This is a genomic window from Bacteroides sp. D22 (assembly GCF_000163675.1).
GTDB classification, from domain to species: Bacteria; Bacteroidota; Bacteroidia; order Bacteroidales; family Bacteroidaceae; genus Bacteroides; species Bacteroides xylanisolvens.
This window is the reverse complement of sequence record NZ_GG774819.1, coordinates 27430-45834: the sequence shown is the minus strand read 5'-3', so window position 1 is coordinate 45834 and position 18405 is coordinate 27430. Positions and strand designations below refer to the sequence as shown.

The 18405-nt window shown below is 44.6% G+C and carries 18 protein-coding genes and 1 pseudogene; 16 read left to right on the top strand and 3 right to left on the bottom strand.

All coding sequences use genetic code 11. The features are described 5' to 3' along the window. Window positions 1-67 precede the first annotated feature (67 nt). The 5 genes and pseudogenes from HMPREF0106_RS04855 (at window position 68) to HMPREF0106_RS04870 (ending at window position 5776) form a co-directional block, all read left to right on the top strand. Window positions 68-1651, top strand: a complete 1584-nt coding sequence (locus HMPREF0106_RS04855) for a fimbrillin family protein (protein WP_229093041.1) — start codon at window positions 68-70, stop codon at window positions 1649-1651. Between the two features lie 150 nt (window positions 1652-1801). Then, a pseudogene (locus HMPREF0106_RS27965) lies at window positions 1802-2095 on the top strand (nucleotidyltransferase family protein). 24 nt (window positions 2096-2119) lie between these two features. Then, window positions 2120-2416, top strand: a complete 297-nt coding sequence (locus HMPREF0106_RS04860) for a DUF86 domain-containing protein (RefSeq protein WP_004314950.1) — start codon at window positions 2120-2122, stop codon at window positions 2414-2416. Window positions 2417-2609: 193 nt separating this feature from the next. Further along, on the top strand, window positions 2610-4175 hold the full coding sequence (locus tag HMPREF0106_RS04865; RefSeq protein ID WP_009040833.1) for a fimbrillin family protein: 1566 nt from the start codon (window positions 2610-2612) through the stop codon (window positions 4173-4175). Window positions 4176-4216: 41 nt separating this feature from the next. Then, complete coding sequence (locus HMPREF0106_RS04870; RefSeq protein ID WP_009040832.1) at window positions 4217-5776, top strand: fimbrillin family protein; 1560 nt, start codon at window positions 4217-4219, stop codon at window positions 5774-5776. A gap of 248 nt (window positions 5777-6024) precedes the next feature. Here HMPREF0106_RS04870 and HMPREF0106_RS04875 read toward each other — a convergent pair whose 3' ends face one another. From HMPREF0106_RS04875 to HMPREF0106_RS04885, 3 genes are all read right to left on the bottom strand, one after another. Further along, the gene (locus tag HMPREF0106_RS04875; RefSeq protein ID WP_032851596.1) at window positions 6025-6594 is read right to left on the bottom strand and encodes a DapH/DapD/GlmU-related protein; all 570 of its coding nucleotides are present in this window, start codon (window positions 6592-6594) and stop codon (window positions 6025-6027) included. 53 nt (window positions 6595-6647) lie between these two features. Continuing rightward, entirely contained in the window at window positions 6648-7727 is a 1080-nt protein-coding gene (locus HMPREF0106_RS04880; RefSeq protein ID WP_009040830.1) for an alpha/beta hydrolase, read from the bottom strand. A 152-nt stretch (window positions 7728-7879) separates the two neighbouring features. Then, a complete protein-coding gene (locus HMPREF0106_RS04885; protein ID WP_004314956.1) occupies window positions 7880-8725 on the bottom strand; it encodes a helix-turn-helix domain-containing protein in 846 nt (281 codons plus the stop codon). Between the two features lie 384 nt (window positions 8726-9109). Between HMPREF0106_RS04885 and HMPREF0106_RS04890 the strand changes: the two genes are divergently transcribed. The 11 genes from HMPREF0106_RS04890 (at window position 9110) to HMPREF0106_RS04935 (ending at window position 18292) form a co-directional block, all read left to right on the top strand. Then, the gene (locus HMPREF0106_RS04890) at window positions 9110-9391 is read left to right on the top strand and encodes a tetratricopeptide repeat protein (protein WP_009040829.1); all 282 of its coding nucleotides are present in this window, start codon (window positions 9110-9112) and stop codon (window positions 9389-9391) included. Window positions 9392-9445: 54 nt separating this feature from the next. Continuing rightward, entirely contained in the window at window positions 9446-9673 is a 228-nt protein-coding gene (locus tag HMPREF0106_RS04895) for a ferredoxin family protein (protein WP_004297419.1), read from the top strand. An 11-nt stretch (window positions 9674-9684) separates the two neighbouring features. Beyond that, window positions 9685-10767, top strand: coding sequence for a 3-methyl-2-oxobutanoate dehydrogenase subunit VorB (locus tag HMPREF0106_RS04900; protein ID WP_009040828.1), 1083 nt, complete (start codon window positions 9685-9687; stop codon window positions 10765-10767). 193 nt (window positions 10768-10960) lie between these two features. Next, window positions 10961-11725: a thiamine pyrophosphate-dependent enzyme gene (locus tag HMPREF0106_RS04905; RefSeq protein ID WP_004297416.1), complete on the top strand. Its 765-nt coding sequence runs from the start codon at window positions 10961-10963 to the stop codon at window positions 11723-11725. Between the two features lie 20 nt (window positions 11726-11745). After that, the gene (locus tag HMPREF0106_RS04910) at window positions 11746-12288 is read left to right on the top strand and encodes a 2-oxoacid:acceptor oxidoreductase family protein (protein ID WP_004297415.1); all 543 of its coding nucleotides are present in this window, start codon (window positions 11746-11748) and stop codon (window positions 12286-12288) included. A gap of 121 nt (window positions 12289-12409) precedes the next feature. Next, window positions 12410-14461 carry a putative porin gene (locus tag HMPREF0106_RS04915; protein WP_009040827.1) on the top strand — a complete coding sequence of 684 codons (2052 nt, stop codon included), beginning with the start codon at window positions 12410-12412 and terminating at the stop codon, window positions 14459-14461. 17 nt (window positions 14462-14478) lie between these two features. After that, window positions 14479-15318 (top strand): transporter substrate-binding domain-containing protein, encoded by an 840-nt coding sequence (locus HMPREF0106_RS04920; protein WP_009040826.1) that lies wholly within the window; start codon window positions 14479-14481, stop codon window positions 15316-15318. 159 nt (window positions 15319-15477) lie between these two features. After that, window positions 15478-15750, top strand: a complete 273-nt coding sequence (locus tag HMPREF0106_RS0125110; protein WP_032851595.1) for a hypothetical protein — start codon at window positions 15478-15480, stop codon at window positions 15748-15750. A gap of 80 nt (window positions 15751-15830) precedes the next feature. Further along, complete coding sequence (locus tag HMPREF0106_RS04925; RefSeq protein ID WP_004314960.1) at window positions 15831-16817, top strand: Gfo/Idh/MocA family protein; 987 nt, start codon at window positions 15831-15833, stop codon at window positions 16815-16817. 155 nt (window positions 16818-16972) lie between these two features. Next, window positions 16973-17443, top strand: coding sequence for a nucleoside deaminase (locus HMPREF0106_RS04930; protein WP_009040825.1), 471 nt, complete (start codon window positions 16973-16975; stop codon window positions 17441-17443). 39 nt (window positions 17444-17482) lie between these two features. Next, window positions 17483-18292 carry a fimbrillin family protein gene (locus tag HMPREF0106_RS04935; protein WP_009040824.1) on the top strand — a complete coding sequence of 270 codons (810 nt, stop codon included), beginning with the start codon at window positions 17483-17485 and terminating at the stop codon, window positions 18290-18292. The last annotated feature ends 113 nt before the right edge of the window (window positions 18293-18405 follow it).

The window sequence follows — 18405 nt, the reverse complement described above, 5'->3', positions numbered from 1 at the left end:
CGCCACGGCAAGTGGCTTCCAAGCACCGGCACAGCCCGGAGGCAGCCCCACCACCCGCACCCCGGTGATGGAGGGCACGAGCACCAAGTTCCAGACGGGCGACGCCATCGGGCTCTTCTGCGTGCGCAAAAACGCATCTGGCACTGAATACATATCAACGGACATCTACAACCTCAAGATGACCTACACCGCAGCAGCGGACGGAACCGGCACCTGGGAAGCTCCTACAGCGGTCTCCGCCCCACTGCTCTATACCGATGCGGTGGCCTACTTTGCCTACTATCCTTATACGGACGCACTGACCACTGCCTCCGTGAACAACGAGCAGGACATCCGCGACTGGCTCAAGACCAATAAACCCTTGGCAACCGATATGCTTACGAAGGAGGTATTCACAGCCAACGACCTGATGACCGCCACCGCCCTGCCTTCGCTGGCCGATGCCGACCGCGGAGCACTGGTGCTGAACTTCAAGCACGAATATGCATTATTAGTGATAAAGCCCATGTTAATGAGCCCATGTATTCCTCCCACAGGGGTGACGGCTTACGGCTATCATGCCGAAGCCCGGAAATGGGGAATAGACAGGAATGTAGTACAAGGTGGCGGAGATGACTTCAAGATGAAGATAAACAACAGGAAAGCCAGCGAAATGAGCGACGGAACCTACCGCATACTGACGCAAGCCACAAACACCGGTTCTTCCATTGGATGCGAGTACACTACGTATGATGATGACTTAGGGCTGTGTCCGGTCACCGCCACCGGTTCCGCCATTTCCGGCGGCTTTCAGGCCAATACGTGCTACACATTGGAAGTGCACTGCACAAGTCGTACAGGAAGTACTGCTGTAGAACGCGCGCTACAACCGGGTGACTTTGTATATCAGCATAACGGCAAAATCGAGATTTATCCTGTCGACGGAGCGGTGGATGCCGGTGGAAAAATACCGGACTATGCCAACGCCGTAGGGATAGTGATGACGTGCGATCCCACAAGGATGACGGATGCGGGATGCAACACAAAGGGTTGGAATCATGCGTACGTAATGGGATTGGCTAACATTTCCTCCGGGCAGAGGACCTTGTGGATGAAAAACGGTCACTCATTATCGACTCCTTACCCTTACCCACCGGTTGCGGATATGAATACAGCGGAAACTTACATGAACGGATATGCTGAAACAGAAACGATGTTGGGAAAAACGCCTCTCAGTGACTACCCTATATTTGCGGCATTACAACAATACCGGAATGATAACGCCGTGCCTGCCGGCATAAATCGCAGCCCGTGGTTCATCCCGAGTATAGGTCAATGGTTTGATGTAATGATAACCCTTTGCGGGAAATCACCGTATGATTTTGTTTCAGTTGGAGAATGGGGTATCTGGCAGTCGGACAACAGCCAAAGAATTGAAATGCTGGGTAAAGCAAATAATTACTTGGCTAAAATTGGCACCACATTTCTTATGCCATCTTCTCCTGAAGAACATGAGATCGGTTTTTGGCTAACTTCCCATTTCGCTAATCAAGGTATATGGGCGTTCTATGGTACCGATAGAAGCGGTGTGTTTGCGATAGAATCTACGTATGGAAATTTAGAAAACTATGACGTGCCTGTTGCCGTCGCCCGTCCCTTCTTCGCCTTTTAACCGGAGACCGGGAGCGTAGTACATCAAAATATCCTTTGCAACTTTCGTTCGCTTATGCAGACCTGTTGCTTGAAATATCGCTCTTTGACATGCTGGAAACGGAAATTATGATTATCTTTGCAAGCATAGCAAAGTAAAAATTATAGAGTTATGAAATCAACTGCTGAAATATTAGAACTTCTCCGCATATATAAAACACAGTTTGCGAGTAAATACGGTTTCAAGCGTCTCGGTGTATTCGGTTCCGTAGCGCGAGGAGAGCAAACGGAGCAAAGCGACGTTGATGTTTGTTATGAAGGCGAGCCGCCATCACTTCTTACCTAGGAACATATACAGAGCGAGCTTGAAGAGCTACTGGGTTCCCCGGTAGATTTAATAAGAATACGTGAGCGAATGAACGCGCGCTTGAAACAAAGAATCTTAAAAGAAAGTATTTATGTATGATAAAGAATTGGCGCTCAACAGTTGATGATTACCCAACGGGCAGCTGTAGCTGCTACCCCGGATGATTTTTTATTATCGCCGGATGGTATGTTGCGTTTGGATGCTATTTGTATAAACCTAATCGCATTGGACGAAGCTGTGAAAGGTTTGGATAAAATAACAAGAGGTGAATTGCTCCCCGGATATCCTGAGATATATTGGAGTGGAGTAATGAAAATGCGTAATAAGATAGCTCATCATTATTTTGAAATGGATGCTGAAGTTGTATTCAAGACCTTAAAAGAAGACATTCCGATGATGCCCCCATTGTGCACCGCATGATAAAAGAAGTTAGTAGCAGTTTATAAACTTTGTAGTAGAATAATTTCCGTCCCGCCCGCCTCTCCCTCGTGAGAAGCGAGCGGGACGTTCCGTTTCCAACAGGTTGAAGGTCCGTCGTACCAGATAGGTGCTATCCTCGTGTGACGGGAAAAATAAACATGATTAGGAATATGATAAAAAAGACAAGATAGTTATGACGTTTAAAAACAAACATTCCTTCATCAGTGGCTTCCTTGGCGCCGCCCTCCTCATCGCGAGCAGTTGCGCTTTGGGAGGCTGCACGGAAATAGCAGATGAGCCGCAGGGCATCGACGATGCAGGCAACGGCACGCCCCTCACCATCCGCGCCACTGCAAGCGGCTTTGTTTCCTGCGTGCAGGGAGACACCCCCGCCACACGCACACCCACTGAGAACGGCTACACCACGGAGTTCAACGACGGCGACGCCATCGGCATCTTCGCCCTTAAAGAGTATGCAACGCCCGATGTAACTCCCGTTGACGGGGTGTACAACCTCAAGCTGGTCTACACCAAAGCCGCGGACGGCTCGGGAAGCTGGGCGCCCGCCTCTGGCGACACGCACGTGCTGTACAGTTACGACGACCTGGTTTACGTAGCCTACTATCCTTACCGGGAAGGAATCACTATCAAACAAGACATCGAGACGGAAATTTTCAAAGACCTGGCAGCCAACGCCAAGCTGCAACCCGCCGCCGATCAGTCCACCCCCGCCGCCTATACCGGCAGCGACCTAATGGCAGCCTTTGCCCGGCCTGCGACCGACCCTACGGATGCCAACAAGAAGGTGCTGACGCTAGCGTTCGAACATCTGCATGCGTTGCTGGTGCTGAAAACAAATAAGTTGTTCAATTGCACGCCCCCTGCCGGGGCAGGCTTTGAATATAGCGATCCAATGCTGGGGGCAGACGCTACAGCCAAAGACGCTGTCATAAATGGCATCAAAGCATTACCTATGGGTGACGGTACGTTCCGTGCCATTGTGAAAACTGCTTCGGCAGATATTGTACCTACCGGAAATTATAAGACTACAGGAGATAAAACAGTTCTCTATACAGGTGCTTCACTGGCAGCAGCTACGTTCACTGCCGGTAAATACTACACCCAACAGGTGAATATGCTGGAATCTCCCGATGAAAGTGTTATTCGCCCGCTTCAAGAGGGTGACTTCTTCTGTAGCAATGGCAAGATTTCACCTTATGAGGCAAACTCTTTCAGCAGTCCCGTTATCGGAGTTGTTTTTTATGTAGGACGGCATCCGGAAGATAACGGTGTATATGTCGATAAAAATGGAAACCCGATGGAAGTACACGGATATGTGATTAATCGGTCAGAAGGGACAGACCAATGGCACAATGGCGGTGGTACTGACTTTGGCACTTATAAAAGCACCACCGACTTTAATGGTTATTTCAATACAGATAAATTACAAGCAATCTCTGCCGGTTATAATGATATGATGACTTATGTAAGAAAGCAGACCAATTCACCCTCAACTACGAGTGGGTGGTTTTTGCCTTCGATAGGACAACTGATTTATATAAAGAAAAAGTATGCAGAGATAATATCTAAAAGTTTTGATAAGTGTGGCGGCGCCATGGGACGCGGATGGCAGCACCATTACTGGAGCAGTACGGAAGCGACTGCGGCAAATTCATATAACATTAATTGGGACTCAGGAACATACAGTCAAAAAAACAAAAGCTCAGGATCTATGGTACGTACCGCCTTAGCATTTTAATCCATCTATAAAAATTATTTTATAATAAATAAGAGAACACTATGCCGTTAAAAAACAAAACATTCTTGTCTAATATTTGTCTCTATACCTTCCTTATCCTTGGAGGTGGTTGTACGGACGAGGCAGGTATGGAGAACATCGGAAATACAGATCGCCGCATCCCTCTTACCATCAGTGTAACGGTGAGTAGTTACACCGCCATTGATAAAAAAAACACCTCCGTCACCCGCACGCCAATCGAGAACGGTTATACCACAGAATTTTCCGATAGTGATGCCATCGGCATCTTCGCCCTCAGGAATTTTGAAACGCCCAATGTAGCCACTATCGATGGTGTGTACAACCTCAAACTGGTTTATACAAAAGCAGCGGACGGAACGGGCAGTTGGGCACCTGCCACCGGTGATACACACGCATTGTACAGCTACGACGACAATCTCGCCTATGTGGCATACTATCCTTATCGGGACGGCATTACAATCAAACGAGACAATAAAGCGGAAATCCTCAAAGACCTGGCAAACAACGCTAAGCTGCAACCGGCTGCTGACCAGTCCACCTCCGCCGCCTATACCGGCAGCGACCTGATGGCAGCCGTTGCCAGCCCCACGGTAGACCCGGCAAATGCGAATAAGAAGGTGCTTACGCTGAAGTTTGAACATCTGCATGCGTTGTTGGTACTCAAACCGATGGGATTAGTTAATTGCGTTCCCCCGGCAGGAGCAAGCTTTGAGTATGCCGGTGGGGTACTGAGGCTGGACGTTACTGCCAAAGACGCTACTATAAACGGCATCAAAGCCCTGCGTATGGACGACGGAACGTTTCGTGCCATCGTACCTTCCCCGGCAGGCGACTTTGTGCCTGCCGGGAGTTATCTAACGAAAGGTGACAAAACGATTCTATATACGGGGACCTCACTAACAGCCGGAAAGCTCGCTGCCGGGAAATACTACACTCAGCAGGTGGAAACAGCGGTCTATACCGACGGAAGCATAACCCGGGCGCTGCAGGTGGGCGACTATTTTTGTAGCGATGGTAAGATTATTCCGGGCGAAACATCCATTATCAAAGGAACTTACATCGGGCTTGTCTTCAAGGTGGGGCGATTTACAGTGGATGATAGTGAATATGTCAATGGTAACGGAGAGCCGATGACTAACATTAATGGATATACAGTGGCACTGAAAGATGCAAATAATGGAGCAGCCATCAAGTGGGGGAACAAGAAGTTCGCTTTGGATTCCAATCGTAACGGAAGTAGTCCGTACGGATATTTTAATGGCTTTAAGATAACACAATTACTCAAAGCCGATGGTATAGGTAATTATCCGGCTGCTAATGCATGTATCAGCTACTCGCCTGCCGCAGATGCTAAAACCAGCGGATGGTTTTTCCCAGCCGGAGGACAGATGCTGGAGTTGAGAAATACAAGAGGAGAGTTAATCAAAAAAACTGTTTTCACTAATTATAATTCGGGCAGATATTGGCAATCCGTCCAAAATGGAAGTGGAGATTCGTGGAGTGTAGGTTTGACAAATGGTAACACTACTCAGTCCTATATATCGACGCCTTACTACGTACGTCCTATTGCCGCTTTTTAATATAGAATAAGATAACACTATGCCATTGAAAAATAAAACACTCTTATCTAATATGAATATAATGTAGAAACGGCTTATAACGAATCAATAAGGAAAACAGGCGTAACTGATTATATGAGTTCTAACCAATCTGCAGAAGGTAAGATATTTATTTCAACTACCTTACCTTCATTAGAGTTAGAACGCACCTTTATTAATTACAGTTTCTTCAGGTATAATTCCTATTTCATCAGGAAGCAGCCATTATATTATTCGCTTGTTTCTATCTTTTTGATGATTCGTGCCGGATTGCCGGCTACAATTGTCATCGCCGGAACATCTTTAGTTACCACGCTACCGGCTCCCACTATCGCTCCATAGCCAATCCTTACACCTGGAAGTACGGTCGAATTTATGCCAATCCACACCTTGTCTTCAATCACAATCGGACGTCCGTATGTGGCACTGCGGTTATCCGGATCCGGATCATGATTAATAGTTATCAAGTTGACTTTCGGCCCGATAAACACATCATTACCAATCGTAATGCCACCTCGTCCGAAAAACGTGCAGCATTGCTGGATGAAACATCGCTTACCAATTTTGACAGGTTTACCATAATCAATGTAGAGTGGCGGCAGGACGGTGGTGGTTGCATCCAGTTCTTTGTCAAGAATACGTTCCATATATTCATGCACCTCTTCAGGCGTACGATAACCCGTGTTCATCTCGGTCGCAGTCTTTATGGTAGCGAAAATGTCCGCAATCAGTTCATCATAACCCGGTTCATCAGGTGAGACCATCTCACCGCTCAAGTCTTTTGCAAAAATATCGTTCATCATTTAATTGTTTTAATTGTATATAGCTATTACTACTGTTTACTCATAATTTATTATTTCAGGTTCTTTCTGAAGAAGTCCTCCAATTTGTCGAAAGGAATTGTACGGTCGTAGAGATCAGTATGGTTCGCTCCAGGGATAATCATCAGTTCTTTATTATCACCTGTCAACTTTTTGAAAGCATCCTCACTGAAATAACGCGAATGGGCATTTTCACCATGAATAAGAAGTACGGGGCGGGAAATCTCATGAATATAAGCTAATAGCGGCATATTGATAAAAGACAGCGTCATTGTAGGACTCCATGCACCATTGGAATTGATAGAGCGAACGTGGAAACCACGGTTAGTCTTGTAATAATCGAAATAATCCTTGACGAATTGTGGCTCTTCACCGGTGATGCTGTCAGGCAACCCAGGGACACCGGGAGTGATTGTACCACTCTGCGCGTCACGGGTACGGATAACATTCATCATCTCCCTTTTTTTGTTGCGGTCGTCGGCACTATCCTCTGCGTCAAAATAACCATTGGCATTCACACGGCTCATATCGTACATTGTCGAAGCCACTGTAGCCTTGATACGTGTATCCATAGCAGCAGCATTTAGTCCCATCCCACCGAAACCACAGATACCAATAATCCCGATGCGCTCTGCATCCACATCAGACAATGCTGTGAGAAAATCGACTGCTGCGCTGAAATCTTCGGTATTGATGTCCGGTGAAGCTACATTACGAGGTTCACCGCCACTCTCACCGGTATATGAGGGGTCAAATGCAAGAGTAAGGAACCCACGTTCCGCCATTGTCTGTGCATAAAGACCGGATGCCTGTTCCTTTACAGCTCCGAAAGGACCGCTCACAGCTATGGCAGCGAGTTTGCCTTCAACATTCTTGGGTTCGTAGAGGTCGGCAGCAAGTGTGATGCCGTAACGGTTCTTAAACGTCACCTTGCGGTGGTTTACCTTGTCGCTTTGCGGGAATTTCTTGTCCCATTCTTGAGTAAGATTCAATGTTTCCATATTATCACTTGTTTCTTGATTTGTTTTACTATTTGTGCAGCCTGCGTCCGCAAGCATGACGATTCCTAACAAGGCTGCGATTGCCACGGATGTAAGATTCGTTGTTTTCATTCTGCTATTACTTAAATGGTTGTTGAATTATTCTTTCTTATTTTACAGCGCAAAGGTAAAGCAAAAGCCCCACAGCGGCATTGCTGTGAGGCTCAGATAGTATTGCTCAAAAGCTCAATATAAAACTGTCCCGATTTACACAAATAAGAATTCTATGCAAATATGGCGGTCGGTGATATACCATATTGTTTCTTGAATGCGGTTGAAAAATGGGAAGGATTCTTAAACCCTACTTCTGCGTAGACGTCCACAACCTTTTTACCGCCTTCCTTCATCTTGTTGTAAGCCACCTCAAGACGCTTGCGGATAAGCCACTTTTCAGGTGTCAGGTCACTTATCTTCTTGAAGTCCCGCTTGAACGTGGCAAGGCTGCGCCCGGTATAATGAGCCATTTCCTCCATTGTGAACTCATACATGTAGTTCTCGCTCATAAATTCCAGAATATCTATTTTCCACGGCTCGTTGAAATCGAAAAGCGTCGGGGCAAACCGTTCATCTATATCCAACAAAGCGAGCAGACCTTCCTGTATCTTCAGATTCATAAAATCATCTTTCGGTTTTACTTCAGGATTGAAATAAGGTGTCATTGAAGCGAAAAGGCTTGCGAGTTCCACCGTTTGGGGCAGTTTTATCACACCCGAATCAAGTTTTGGAGTATTGACGGGTACTCTCCGCTGTCCCAATTTGCTATACATCTCACGTAAAAAACGACGTGTAAACATCAGGAAAATACCACAATACCGCTCACCGTTGTACGTTCTCTTATACATTGTTATATGATGATCGCGGGGGATAAAGACACATTCGCCTTTTCTGACATGAATTTGTTCTTTTCCATTATCGAGAATCATCTCACCTGAATACACATAGTTGATAGCATATTCACGAGAACGGTGTATACAACCGCCAAGGTCATCATAATAGAAGCTGTAAAATACATTGTTATAATTGAATATAAGCTTCATTGGTTCTACTTGTTCCGCATCGCCCTTAGTCATAACATTGAGTGTTTTTTTAATTTCCAATCGCAAATGTAACAAAAGAATTCTGTTTCTTAACGGCTCATTATCCTTTTATTTGTGTGAGGGTATTTGAACTATCTAACCGAATTGAATCTTTTGTGGGATGTACAGGAGTTTTCGCTGAAAAATATTCCTTAAGTAACAATCAGGGAAAGCTATAAATAAAAGCATAGGATAACCAAGCATCAGTGTACATAATGTGACAAAAAACGCAAAATTCAAATGAGTTCTCTTTCCCCTGACTATATATTCATAGAATATGCAATAAACTCAAAACGTTGCAAATTTCCGTCCTCATTTGCCCTGTTTACATAAATAAAAACTATCTTTGCGTTTCAGAATCCCGAAAGACGAAAAGAAATGGAGCAAATAGACAACCTAAAAGAGCTTATCAATCAGGGGGATGTGGACACAGCGATTAAGCAATTGGACCAGCTTCTCCAGGACAGTTCTGTCGAAAAAGAGAAAGATACTCTTTACTATTTACGGGGAAATGCCTACCGAAAGAAAGGAGATTGGAAGCGGGCACTGGACAACTACCAGTATGCCATCGAGCTCAATCCGGACAGTCCTGCCGTTCAGGCCAGGAAGATGGTAATAGATATCCTCAACTTCTACCACAAGGATATGTTCAATCAATAAAAGAGATGTATAATCAATAACCGTACTCAAAGATAACGTAATAAAATAAAGATTATGGCAAAAATCAAAGGAGCAATCGTAGTCGACACGGAGCGTTGCAAAGGATGCAACCTGTGTGTAGTGGCGTGTCCGCTCGATGTAATCGCCCTCAATAAAGAGGTAAATATGAAAGGCTATAACTATGCCTGGCAAGTGAAGGAAGATACCTGTAACGGATGCAGCTCGTGTGCAACGGTTTGTCCGGACGGATGTATTTCAGTGTATAAAGTAAAAGTAGAATAAAAGAAAAGAATATGGCAGAAGAAGTTGTATTAATGAAAGGAAACGAAGCCATCGCCCACGCAGCTATCCGTTGCGGTGCCGACGGTTACTTCGGTTATCCTATTACTCCCCAATCGGAAGTGTTGGAAACGCTTGCCGAACTGAAACCGTGGGAAACAACCGGCATGGTAGTACTCCAGGCGGAAAGTGAAGTGGCAGCTATCAATATGGTATATGGAGGTGCAGGTAGCGGAAAAAAGGTAATGACCTCCTCTTCAAGTCCGGGTGTGAGCTTGAAACAAGAGGGAATCTCTTATTTGGCCGGTGCCGAACTTCCTTGTCTGATTGTGAATGTAATGCGTGGCGGTCCCGGACTGGGAACTATCCAACCTAGCCAGGCTGACTACTTCCAGACAGTAAAAGGTGGTGGCCATGGCGACTACAAACTGATTGCCCTCGCTCCGGCATCCGTACAGGAAATGGCGGATTTCGTAGCATTAGGATTCGAACTGGCCTTCAAATACCGTAATCCGGCTATTATCCTTGCCGACGGTGTGATCGGTCAGATGATGGAAAAGGTTGTTCTTCCTGTACAAAAGCCACGCCGCACAGAAGCAGAAGTAATTGAACAATGTCCATGGGCTGCTACCGGAAAAGCAAAAGACCGCAAACCTAATATTATCACTTCCCTCGAATTGAAACCGGAAGCAATGGAAATCAACAACCTCCGTTTTCAAGCTAAATATCGTGAAATTGAAGAAAATGAAGTACGTTTCGAAGAGATCAACTGCGAAGATGCAGAGTATTTGATTATCGCTTTCGGTTCAATGGCACGTATTGGCCAGAAAGCAATGGAACTAGCCCGTGAAAAAGGAATTAAAGTAGGTATCCTTCGCCCAATTACACTGTGGCCGTTCCCAACCAAAGCGATTGCTGCATACGCTGATAAAGTAAAAGGTATGCTCGTTACGGAACTAAATGCCGGACAGATGATTGAAGATGTCCGTCTCGCTGTTAACGGTAAAGTAAAGGTAGAACATTTCGGACGTCTAGGTGGCATCGTTCCCGATCCGGATGAAATTGTAACTGCCTTGAAAGAAAAAATAATCAAATAACGAAACAATGAATCCCGATAAAATAAGAAACGTACTGAACATCCTATTTATGATATTGGCTGTTGCAGCCATTATCACCTACTTTGTAGCAAAAGATGATTTTAAAATGTTTATCTACGTATGCGGCGCGGCAATCTTTGTCAAGCTGATGGAGTTTTTTATACGGTTCACCAACAGATAAGGAGATGAAGTTATGACTAAAGAAGAAATAATCAAACCCGAGAATCTGGTTTACAAAAAACCGACTCTGATGAACGATAACGCCATGCACTACTGCCCGGGTTGCAGTCACGGTGTGGTACACAAACTCATTGCCGAAGTCATTGAGGAAATGGGTATGGAAGATAAAACTGTGGGAATCTCTCCGGTGGGATGTGCAGTGTTTGCCTACAACTATCTCGATATTGACTGGCAAGAAGCAGCACACGGACGTGCTCCTGCTGTGGCGACTGCTGTGAAACGCCTGTGGCCGGACCGCCTTGTTTTCACTTATCAGGGCGACGGTGACTTGGCTTGTATCGGTACAGCCGAAACAATCCACGCTTTGAACCGTGGTGAAAATATCACGATTATCTTTATCAATAATGCGATCTACGGTATGACAGGCGGCCAGATGGCTCCGACTACACTGGTAGGTATGAAGAGCTCGACTTGTCCTTACGGACGTGACGTTGAACTTCACGGCTATCCATTGAAGATTACTGAAATCGCAGCCCAACTGGAAGGAACTGCTTACGTAACCCGTCAGTCCGTACAATCCGTACCGGCTATCCGTAAGGCTAAGAAGGCAATCCGCAAGGCTTTTGAGAACTCCATGAACGGTAAAGGTTCCAACCTGGTAGAAATCGTTTCCACTTGTAGTTCAGGCTGGAAGATGACTCCGGAGAAGGCGAACAAATGGATGGAAGAACACATGTTCCCATTCTATCCGCTGGGTGATTTAAAAGATAAAGAATAACGCTAAAAGTCAACAGAACAATGAAAGAAGAAATAATTATAGCAGGATTCGGTGGACAAGGCGTATTGTCTATGGGTAAGATTCTGGCATATTCCGGTTTGATGGAAGGCAAAGAAGTGACCTGGATGCCCGCTTATGGTCCCGAACAACGAGGTGGAACAGCCAACGTTACAGTTATTGTAAGCGATGACAAAATATCCTCACCGATTCTTAGTAAATACGACGCTGCCATCATTCTGAATCAGCCTTCACTCGAAAAGTTTGAAAGCAAAGTGAAACCCGGCGGTATCCTGATTTATGACGGTTACGGAATTATCAACCCTCCTACCCGTAAGGATATTAAGGTATATCGTATCGACGCAATGGATGCAGCCAACGAGATGAACAATGCCAAAGCATTCAACATGATCGTACTTGGCGGATTATTGAAGCTTCGCCCCATCGTAACGCTGGAGAATGTTATCAAAGGACTTAAGAAAACCCTGCCGGAACGCCACCATCACTTGATTCCTATGAACGAGGAAGCTATCAAGAAAGGTATGGAGTTAATCCGTGAGGTTTAATTAACAGATAATGTACAATGGATAATTGATAATTATTAGCTACGTATAGTACGTATGCAACATAATTTTCAATTATCCATTATCATTAAATCAATTAAAGTAAGTATCTTTGCCTCCAATTATGAGACGAATCTTACTATTATATATAATCTTTTCCGTTATAGGTTTGACAACTGTCCATGCACAGTTCGATAATGGTCGCCAGAGAGTGGACGAAAACGGATACGACCAATACGGTAACCAGGTGGACCCTGCCATGATTCCGGACAGACTGGATAGTGCAAATGTAGAAGTACAGGGGTTACCTCCGAAATTATATATGTGGCGTATTAATAATCAGTTGGGCGACCGGACTATCATCCCGGCGGATACTGTTTATCACCACTTCCAGAATTCAAATCTTACCGAAGGACTTACCGGACATTATAATTATCTGGCCAATATGGGTTCTCCCCGTATGTCACGCATCTTCTTTGAACGTCGTGATCCGGAACCGACTATCTTTATGGAGCCTTTCTCCAGTTTCTTTATTCGTCCTACGGAGTTCAATTTCACCAATAGTAACGTACCTTATACCAATCTGACGTATCATAAAGCCGGTAATAAAATAAACGGAGAAGAACGTTTTAAGTCTTATTTCTCTGTCAATGTAAACAAGAAGCTGGCTTTCGGTTTTAACATAGATTACTTGTACGGACGAGGATATTATAATAACCAAAATACGGCTTATTTCAATGCGGCAATTTTCGGTAGTTATATCGGCGACCGCTATCAGATGCAAGCTATCTACAGCAACAATTATCTCAAAACAAATGAAAACGGAGGTATTGAGGACGACCGATACATCACTGCGCCTGAAGAGATGGCACAAGGGCAAAGGGAATATGAATCAACCAATATTCCCACTGTATTAAGTGCAACGACCAACCGTAATCATGACTTTTATGTATTCCTGACCCAACGTTACAATCTGGGATTCAGCCGCGACATACCGCAGGCCGAAAATGATACGACTCCAGCCAAACAAGAATTTGTGCCGGTCACTAGTTTTATACATACCATTCAGGTAGAGCGTGCACGTCATAGTTTCAACTCTGATGATGACATGCGTGAAAAAAACTATTATCAAAACACCTATTTGGAACCGGATAATCCGATTGCCAGAGACAGTACGACCTATATGGGTATCAAGAATACCATAGGTATAGCTCTACTCGAAGGATTCAATAAATATGCCAAAGCCGGACTCACGGCATTTGCTTCCTATAAAATCAGCAAGTATACTCTTATGAATATGGAGGGGAATCCGTTGCCCGACAAATACAATGAAAATGAAATATTTGTTGGAGGCGAATTATCCAAACGTAAAGGAAATGTACTTCATTACCATGCCATTGGTGAAGTGGGACTTGCTGGAAAAGCAATCGGACAATTCAATGTGAAAGGAGATATCGACCTTAACTTTCCGTTATGGAAAGACACAGTGAGCCTTATAGCCCGTGGTGAAGTCAGCAATAAGCTTGCGCCTTTCTATATGCGTCATTATCATTCCAAACACTTCATGTGGGACAATGATATGGACAAAGAATTTCGTACCCGTATTGAAGGAGAATTAAGCATTGCACGTTGGAGAACACGCTTGAAAGCAGGAGTTGAAAACATAAAGAACTACACTTATTTCAACCAACAAGCAATGCCGGAACAGAAAAGCGGAAGTATACAGGTGTTGTCAGCAAGTCTTAATCAGGACTTCAAATTGGGAATCTTCCATTTAGACAATGAAGTAACCTGGCAAAAGTCCAGCGACCAGACCGTATTGCCTTTGCCTGATCTTTCGCTGTATCACAATTTCTATATGCAGTTCAAGCTGGCAAAGAAAGTGCTTAGTGTACAATTGGGTGCCGACGTGCGTTATTTCAGTAAATACAATGCACCCGCTTATATGCCGGCTATCCAAAACTTCTATTTGCAACCGGAAAATGACCAGGTAGAGATAGGAGGTTATCCGATCGTGAATGTATACGCAAACTTACACCTAAAGCGTACACGTTTCTATGTAATGATGTATCACGTGAATCAAGGTATGAGTAGCCCGAATTACTTCTTGGCTCCTCACTATCCTATCAACCCGCGTGTACTGAAATTCGGTCTTTCATGGAATTTCTATGATTAACAAAATCTATACGGCTTATGGTAACACGCCCCAAATTGAGACTGGCCAGATATTTAGTGCCCGTAATCATTGTATTGGCAATCATCTTTTCTATCCGCCAATGCGGTAATCAGGAAAAGCCGTCAGGACACCCACGTGATTATGCAGCCATTGCCAAAGAAGGTATATTGCGTGTAGCGACTGAATATAACTCAATCAGTTTCTACGTGGACGGCGATACCGTTTCCGGTTTTCATTACGAACTGATACAGGCTTTTGCCCATGACAAGGGATTAAAGACCGAAATAACACCCCTGATGAGTTTCGAAGAACGGCTGGAAGGATTAAGCGAGGGACGTTACGACGTAATTGCCTGCGGTATATTAGCCACCAGCGAACTGAAAGACTCTCTGCTCCTCACCTCTCCCATCACGCTCAACAAGCAAGTGCTCGTGCAACGGAAAGAAAACGGAGAAAACGACTCACTCTATATCCGTAGCCAACTGGACTTGGCCGGGCGGACACTTCACGTAGTAAAAGGGTCTCCTTCCATTCTGCGTATTCAGAATCTAGGTAATGAAATCGGCGATACCATTTATATCAAAGAAATAGAGAAATACGGTTCCGAACAATTAATCTCAATGGTAGCTCATGGGGATATCGACTATGCCGTTTGTGACGAAAGCATCGCACGCGCGGCCGCCGATTCCATCCCGCAGATAGATATAAATACAGCCATCAGCTTTACACAATTCTACTCATGGGCAGTCAGCAAACAATCACCCGCTTTACTCGATAGTTTGAATGTATGGCTGGATAAATTCCAAAAGGAGAAAGAATACCAGAAGATTTATAAAAAGTACTATGATAAAGAATAACCTTATCATTTTACAGATCAGAAGAAAACAATCAAAAACAGAATGTAAGATAGATATATTCATGTCTATTTCCAGAAATAAACTCCCAAAGACTTGACTTTCGCTTTCGAATGTCGTATCTTTACAGAGTTAATGATAAAGTAGTTTCAATTAAACTACATGCAAAGGAGGGAATCGCGATTCTCTCCTTTCTTTTTATCCAGCCGGGAAAAACCTCTCCCCGCCCCGGCTTTTCCTTTCGCTTTGCCCGGTGGTTATGGTTCTTCAGCCGGAGGATCAGCAATGTTCACCTTGCTTCTTACCGAAATGAAGTATATATCCGCCTCAAACAGACGTTCTGTTTGCCTGAAACAGAGCCTCTGTTCCGATAAAACAGAGCTTCTGTTGAAACAAAACGCAATGTCTGTTTTCCAACTGTCCCTGCTAAGTTAATAATCAATAAAGTTGCTCTTGACAAAAAATAGCTTTATCTTTGGGGTTTGTTAGAACAGACACAATAGGTATATTATATTATGAGTGAAAAGATGATCAAATGGGGCTTCATTGGTTGCGGAGAAGTAACCAAGACGAAAAGCGGTCCCGCTTTCCAGAAAGTAGAACATTCGGAAGTCGTAGCCGTGATGAGTCGTGACGGCGCGAAAGCGAAAGCGTATGCCAAAGAGAGAGGAATCAAGAAATGGTATGACGATGCACAGGAGCTGATAGATGATCCGGAAGTAAACGCTGTCTATATCGCCACTCCTCCTTCTTCACACGCTACGTATGCCATTATGTCCATGAAAGCGGGTAAACCGGCCTATATTGAGAAGCCAATGGCGGTGACGTATGAAGAATGTACCCGAATCAACCGCATATCCAATGAAACGGGGGTTCCCTGTTTCGTAGCATACTACCGACGTTATCTTCCCTATTTCCAGAAAGTAAAGGAATTAGTAGAGAACGGAACGATCGGCAACGTTATCAATGTACAGATTCGTTTTGCCCAGCCGCCACGCGATCTGGATTACAATCGTGATAATCTTCCCTGGCGTGTGCAGGCTGATATTGCCGGAGGCGGCTACTTCTACGACCTTGCTCCGCATCAGATTGATTTGTTGCAGGATATGTTCGGCTGCATCCTCGAAGCAAGCGGTTACAAGAGTAATCGCGGCGGACTTTATCCTGCCGAAGATACATTAAGCGCCTGTTTCCAATTTGACAACGGACTGGTGGGTAGTGGTTCCTGGTGCTTCGTAGCCCATGATTCTGCCCGCGAAGACCGCATAGAGATTATCGGTGACAAAGGAATGATTTGCTTCTCTGTCTTTACTTACGAACCTATCGGACTACATACCGAGAAAGGACGGGAAGAAATCTGTATCGGCAACCCGGAACACGTGCAACAGCCTCTTATCCAAGCAGTAGTAGACCACTTATTGGGTAAGTCGGTTTGCTCTTGTGACGGCGAAAGCGCAACGTTGACTAACTGGGTAATGGACAAGATCTTAGGTAAGCTATAACCCTAAAAAAAGCAAAAAAAAGTTCCTTCTTTTTCCGGATTCTGCCGGTATTGTTAAAAAATTAATAGGGACATTCCATTGTATATTGTTAGTTTTTTCTATCTTTGTAGAAAGAAGCAAAGAAAAAATGAAACTAACAATATATTTTTTGTGCCATGACTAAAGAAGCTTTAATGAGAAAAGCGATCGAGCTTTCAAAAGAAAATGTTGTAAATGGTGGAGGTCCTTTCGGTGCTGTGATTGCCACGAAAGACGGAGAAATTGTTGCAACAGGAGTTAATCGTGTCACTGCATCTTGTGATCCTACGGCTCACGCCGAGGTAAGCGCCATACGTGCCGCAGCTGCCAAACTCGGAACATTTGATCTTAGCGGATACGAAATCTATACTTCCTGCGAACCTTGCCCCATGTGCCTGGGTGCTATTTATTGGGCACGCCTGGACAAGATGTACTATGGAAACAACAAGACCGATGCCAAAAACATCGGCTTCGACGACTCTTTTATCTATGACGAACTGCAACTGAAACCTGAAGACAGAAAGCTGCCTTCCGAAATCCTACTACATAATGAAGCCCTTACTGCCTTCAAAGCCTGGGTGGCCAAAGAAGACAGAGTAGAATATTAGAAAACCTCTCACTATTATTAACCTATTAATTACCCTCAAATGAAAAGAAAAAGCCTTTTATTTGTTATGGCATCAGTATGCCTGTTCAGTTGTCAACAGCAAGAAGAACTGCAAGATCCCAGTAAAGGAGTGATCGACTTTTCTACTTCTATTGACCAAAGTATCAACAATGCTCTTACCCGTAACAGCAGTAGTCTGACACTTCCGTTAAAAAGCAATTTCGCCGCCGGAGATGTCATCTCCATGTCCATTGCCGAGCAGGATTATCATCCGTTTGCCATAGGCATGGATAGCCAAACCTGGAACGAAGCAGGCACCGATTCGGAAACGGTTACTTTCTATGCTCATTACCCAGAATTGACCAACGAAGCTGCTACTACCAGATCATTGAGCAGCCGCTATCGTGAAATCAAGGGTGGCTTAGAATATTTGTTCGGTACAGCCCAAGCCAACAAAGGTTCTAAGAATGTTGCTCTTACATTCAAGAGAATGACAACACCCGTCGTTCTGCTCGACGAGAACAACCAGCCTTACGAAGGTAGAGCAATCGTTAAACTGTTCTTGAAGAACAAAGGTGTACAGGACCTGTTCAGCGGTAAAATCGAAGCTGACCCCAATGCAAAACCGGAATACATTGATATCCGGAAAGTATCTGAAGGTATCTTGACTAACTTGATTCCACAGATCATCAAAGCCGGCGAGAAAATAGGAACGGTTATTCTGGAGGACGGTAAAGAAGAACCTATCATCGCAGAGGAGGACATTACCATAGAAGCCGGAACTCCTGTAGCGGTAAAAATGTACGCAAGACGCGGAATCATTGACGAACGAACTCCACTATTCAGATAAGACTGAAGAATAAAAAGTGATACTAATAAAAATCCCCGGAACCGCTGTAGACACTCAGCATTCCAGGGATTTTTTACACACAAAAGTTATTATTGAAATTGAAAACTGTCTTT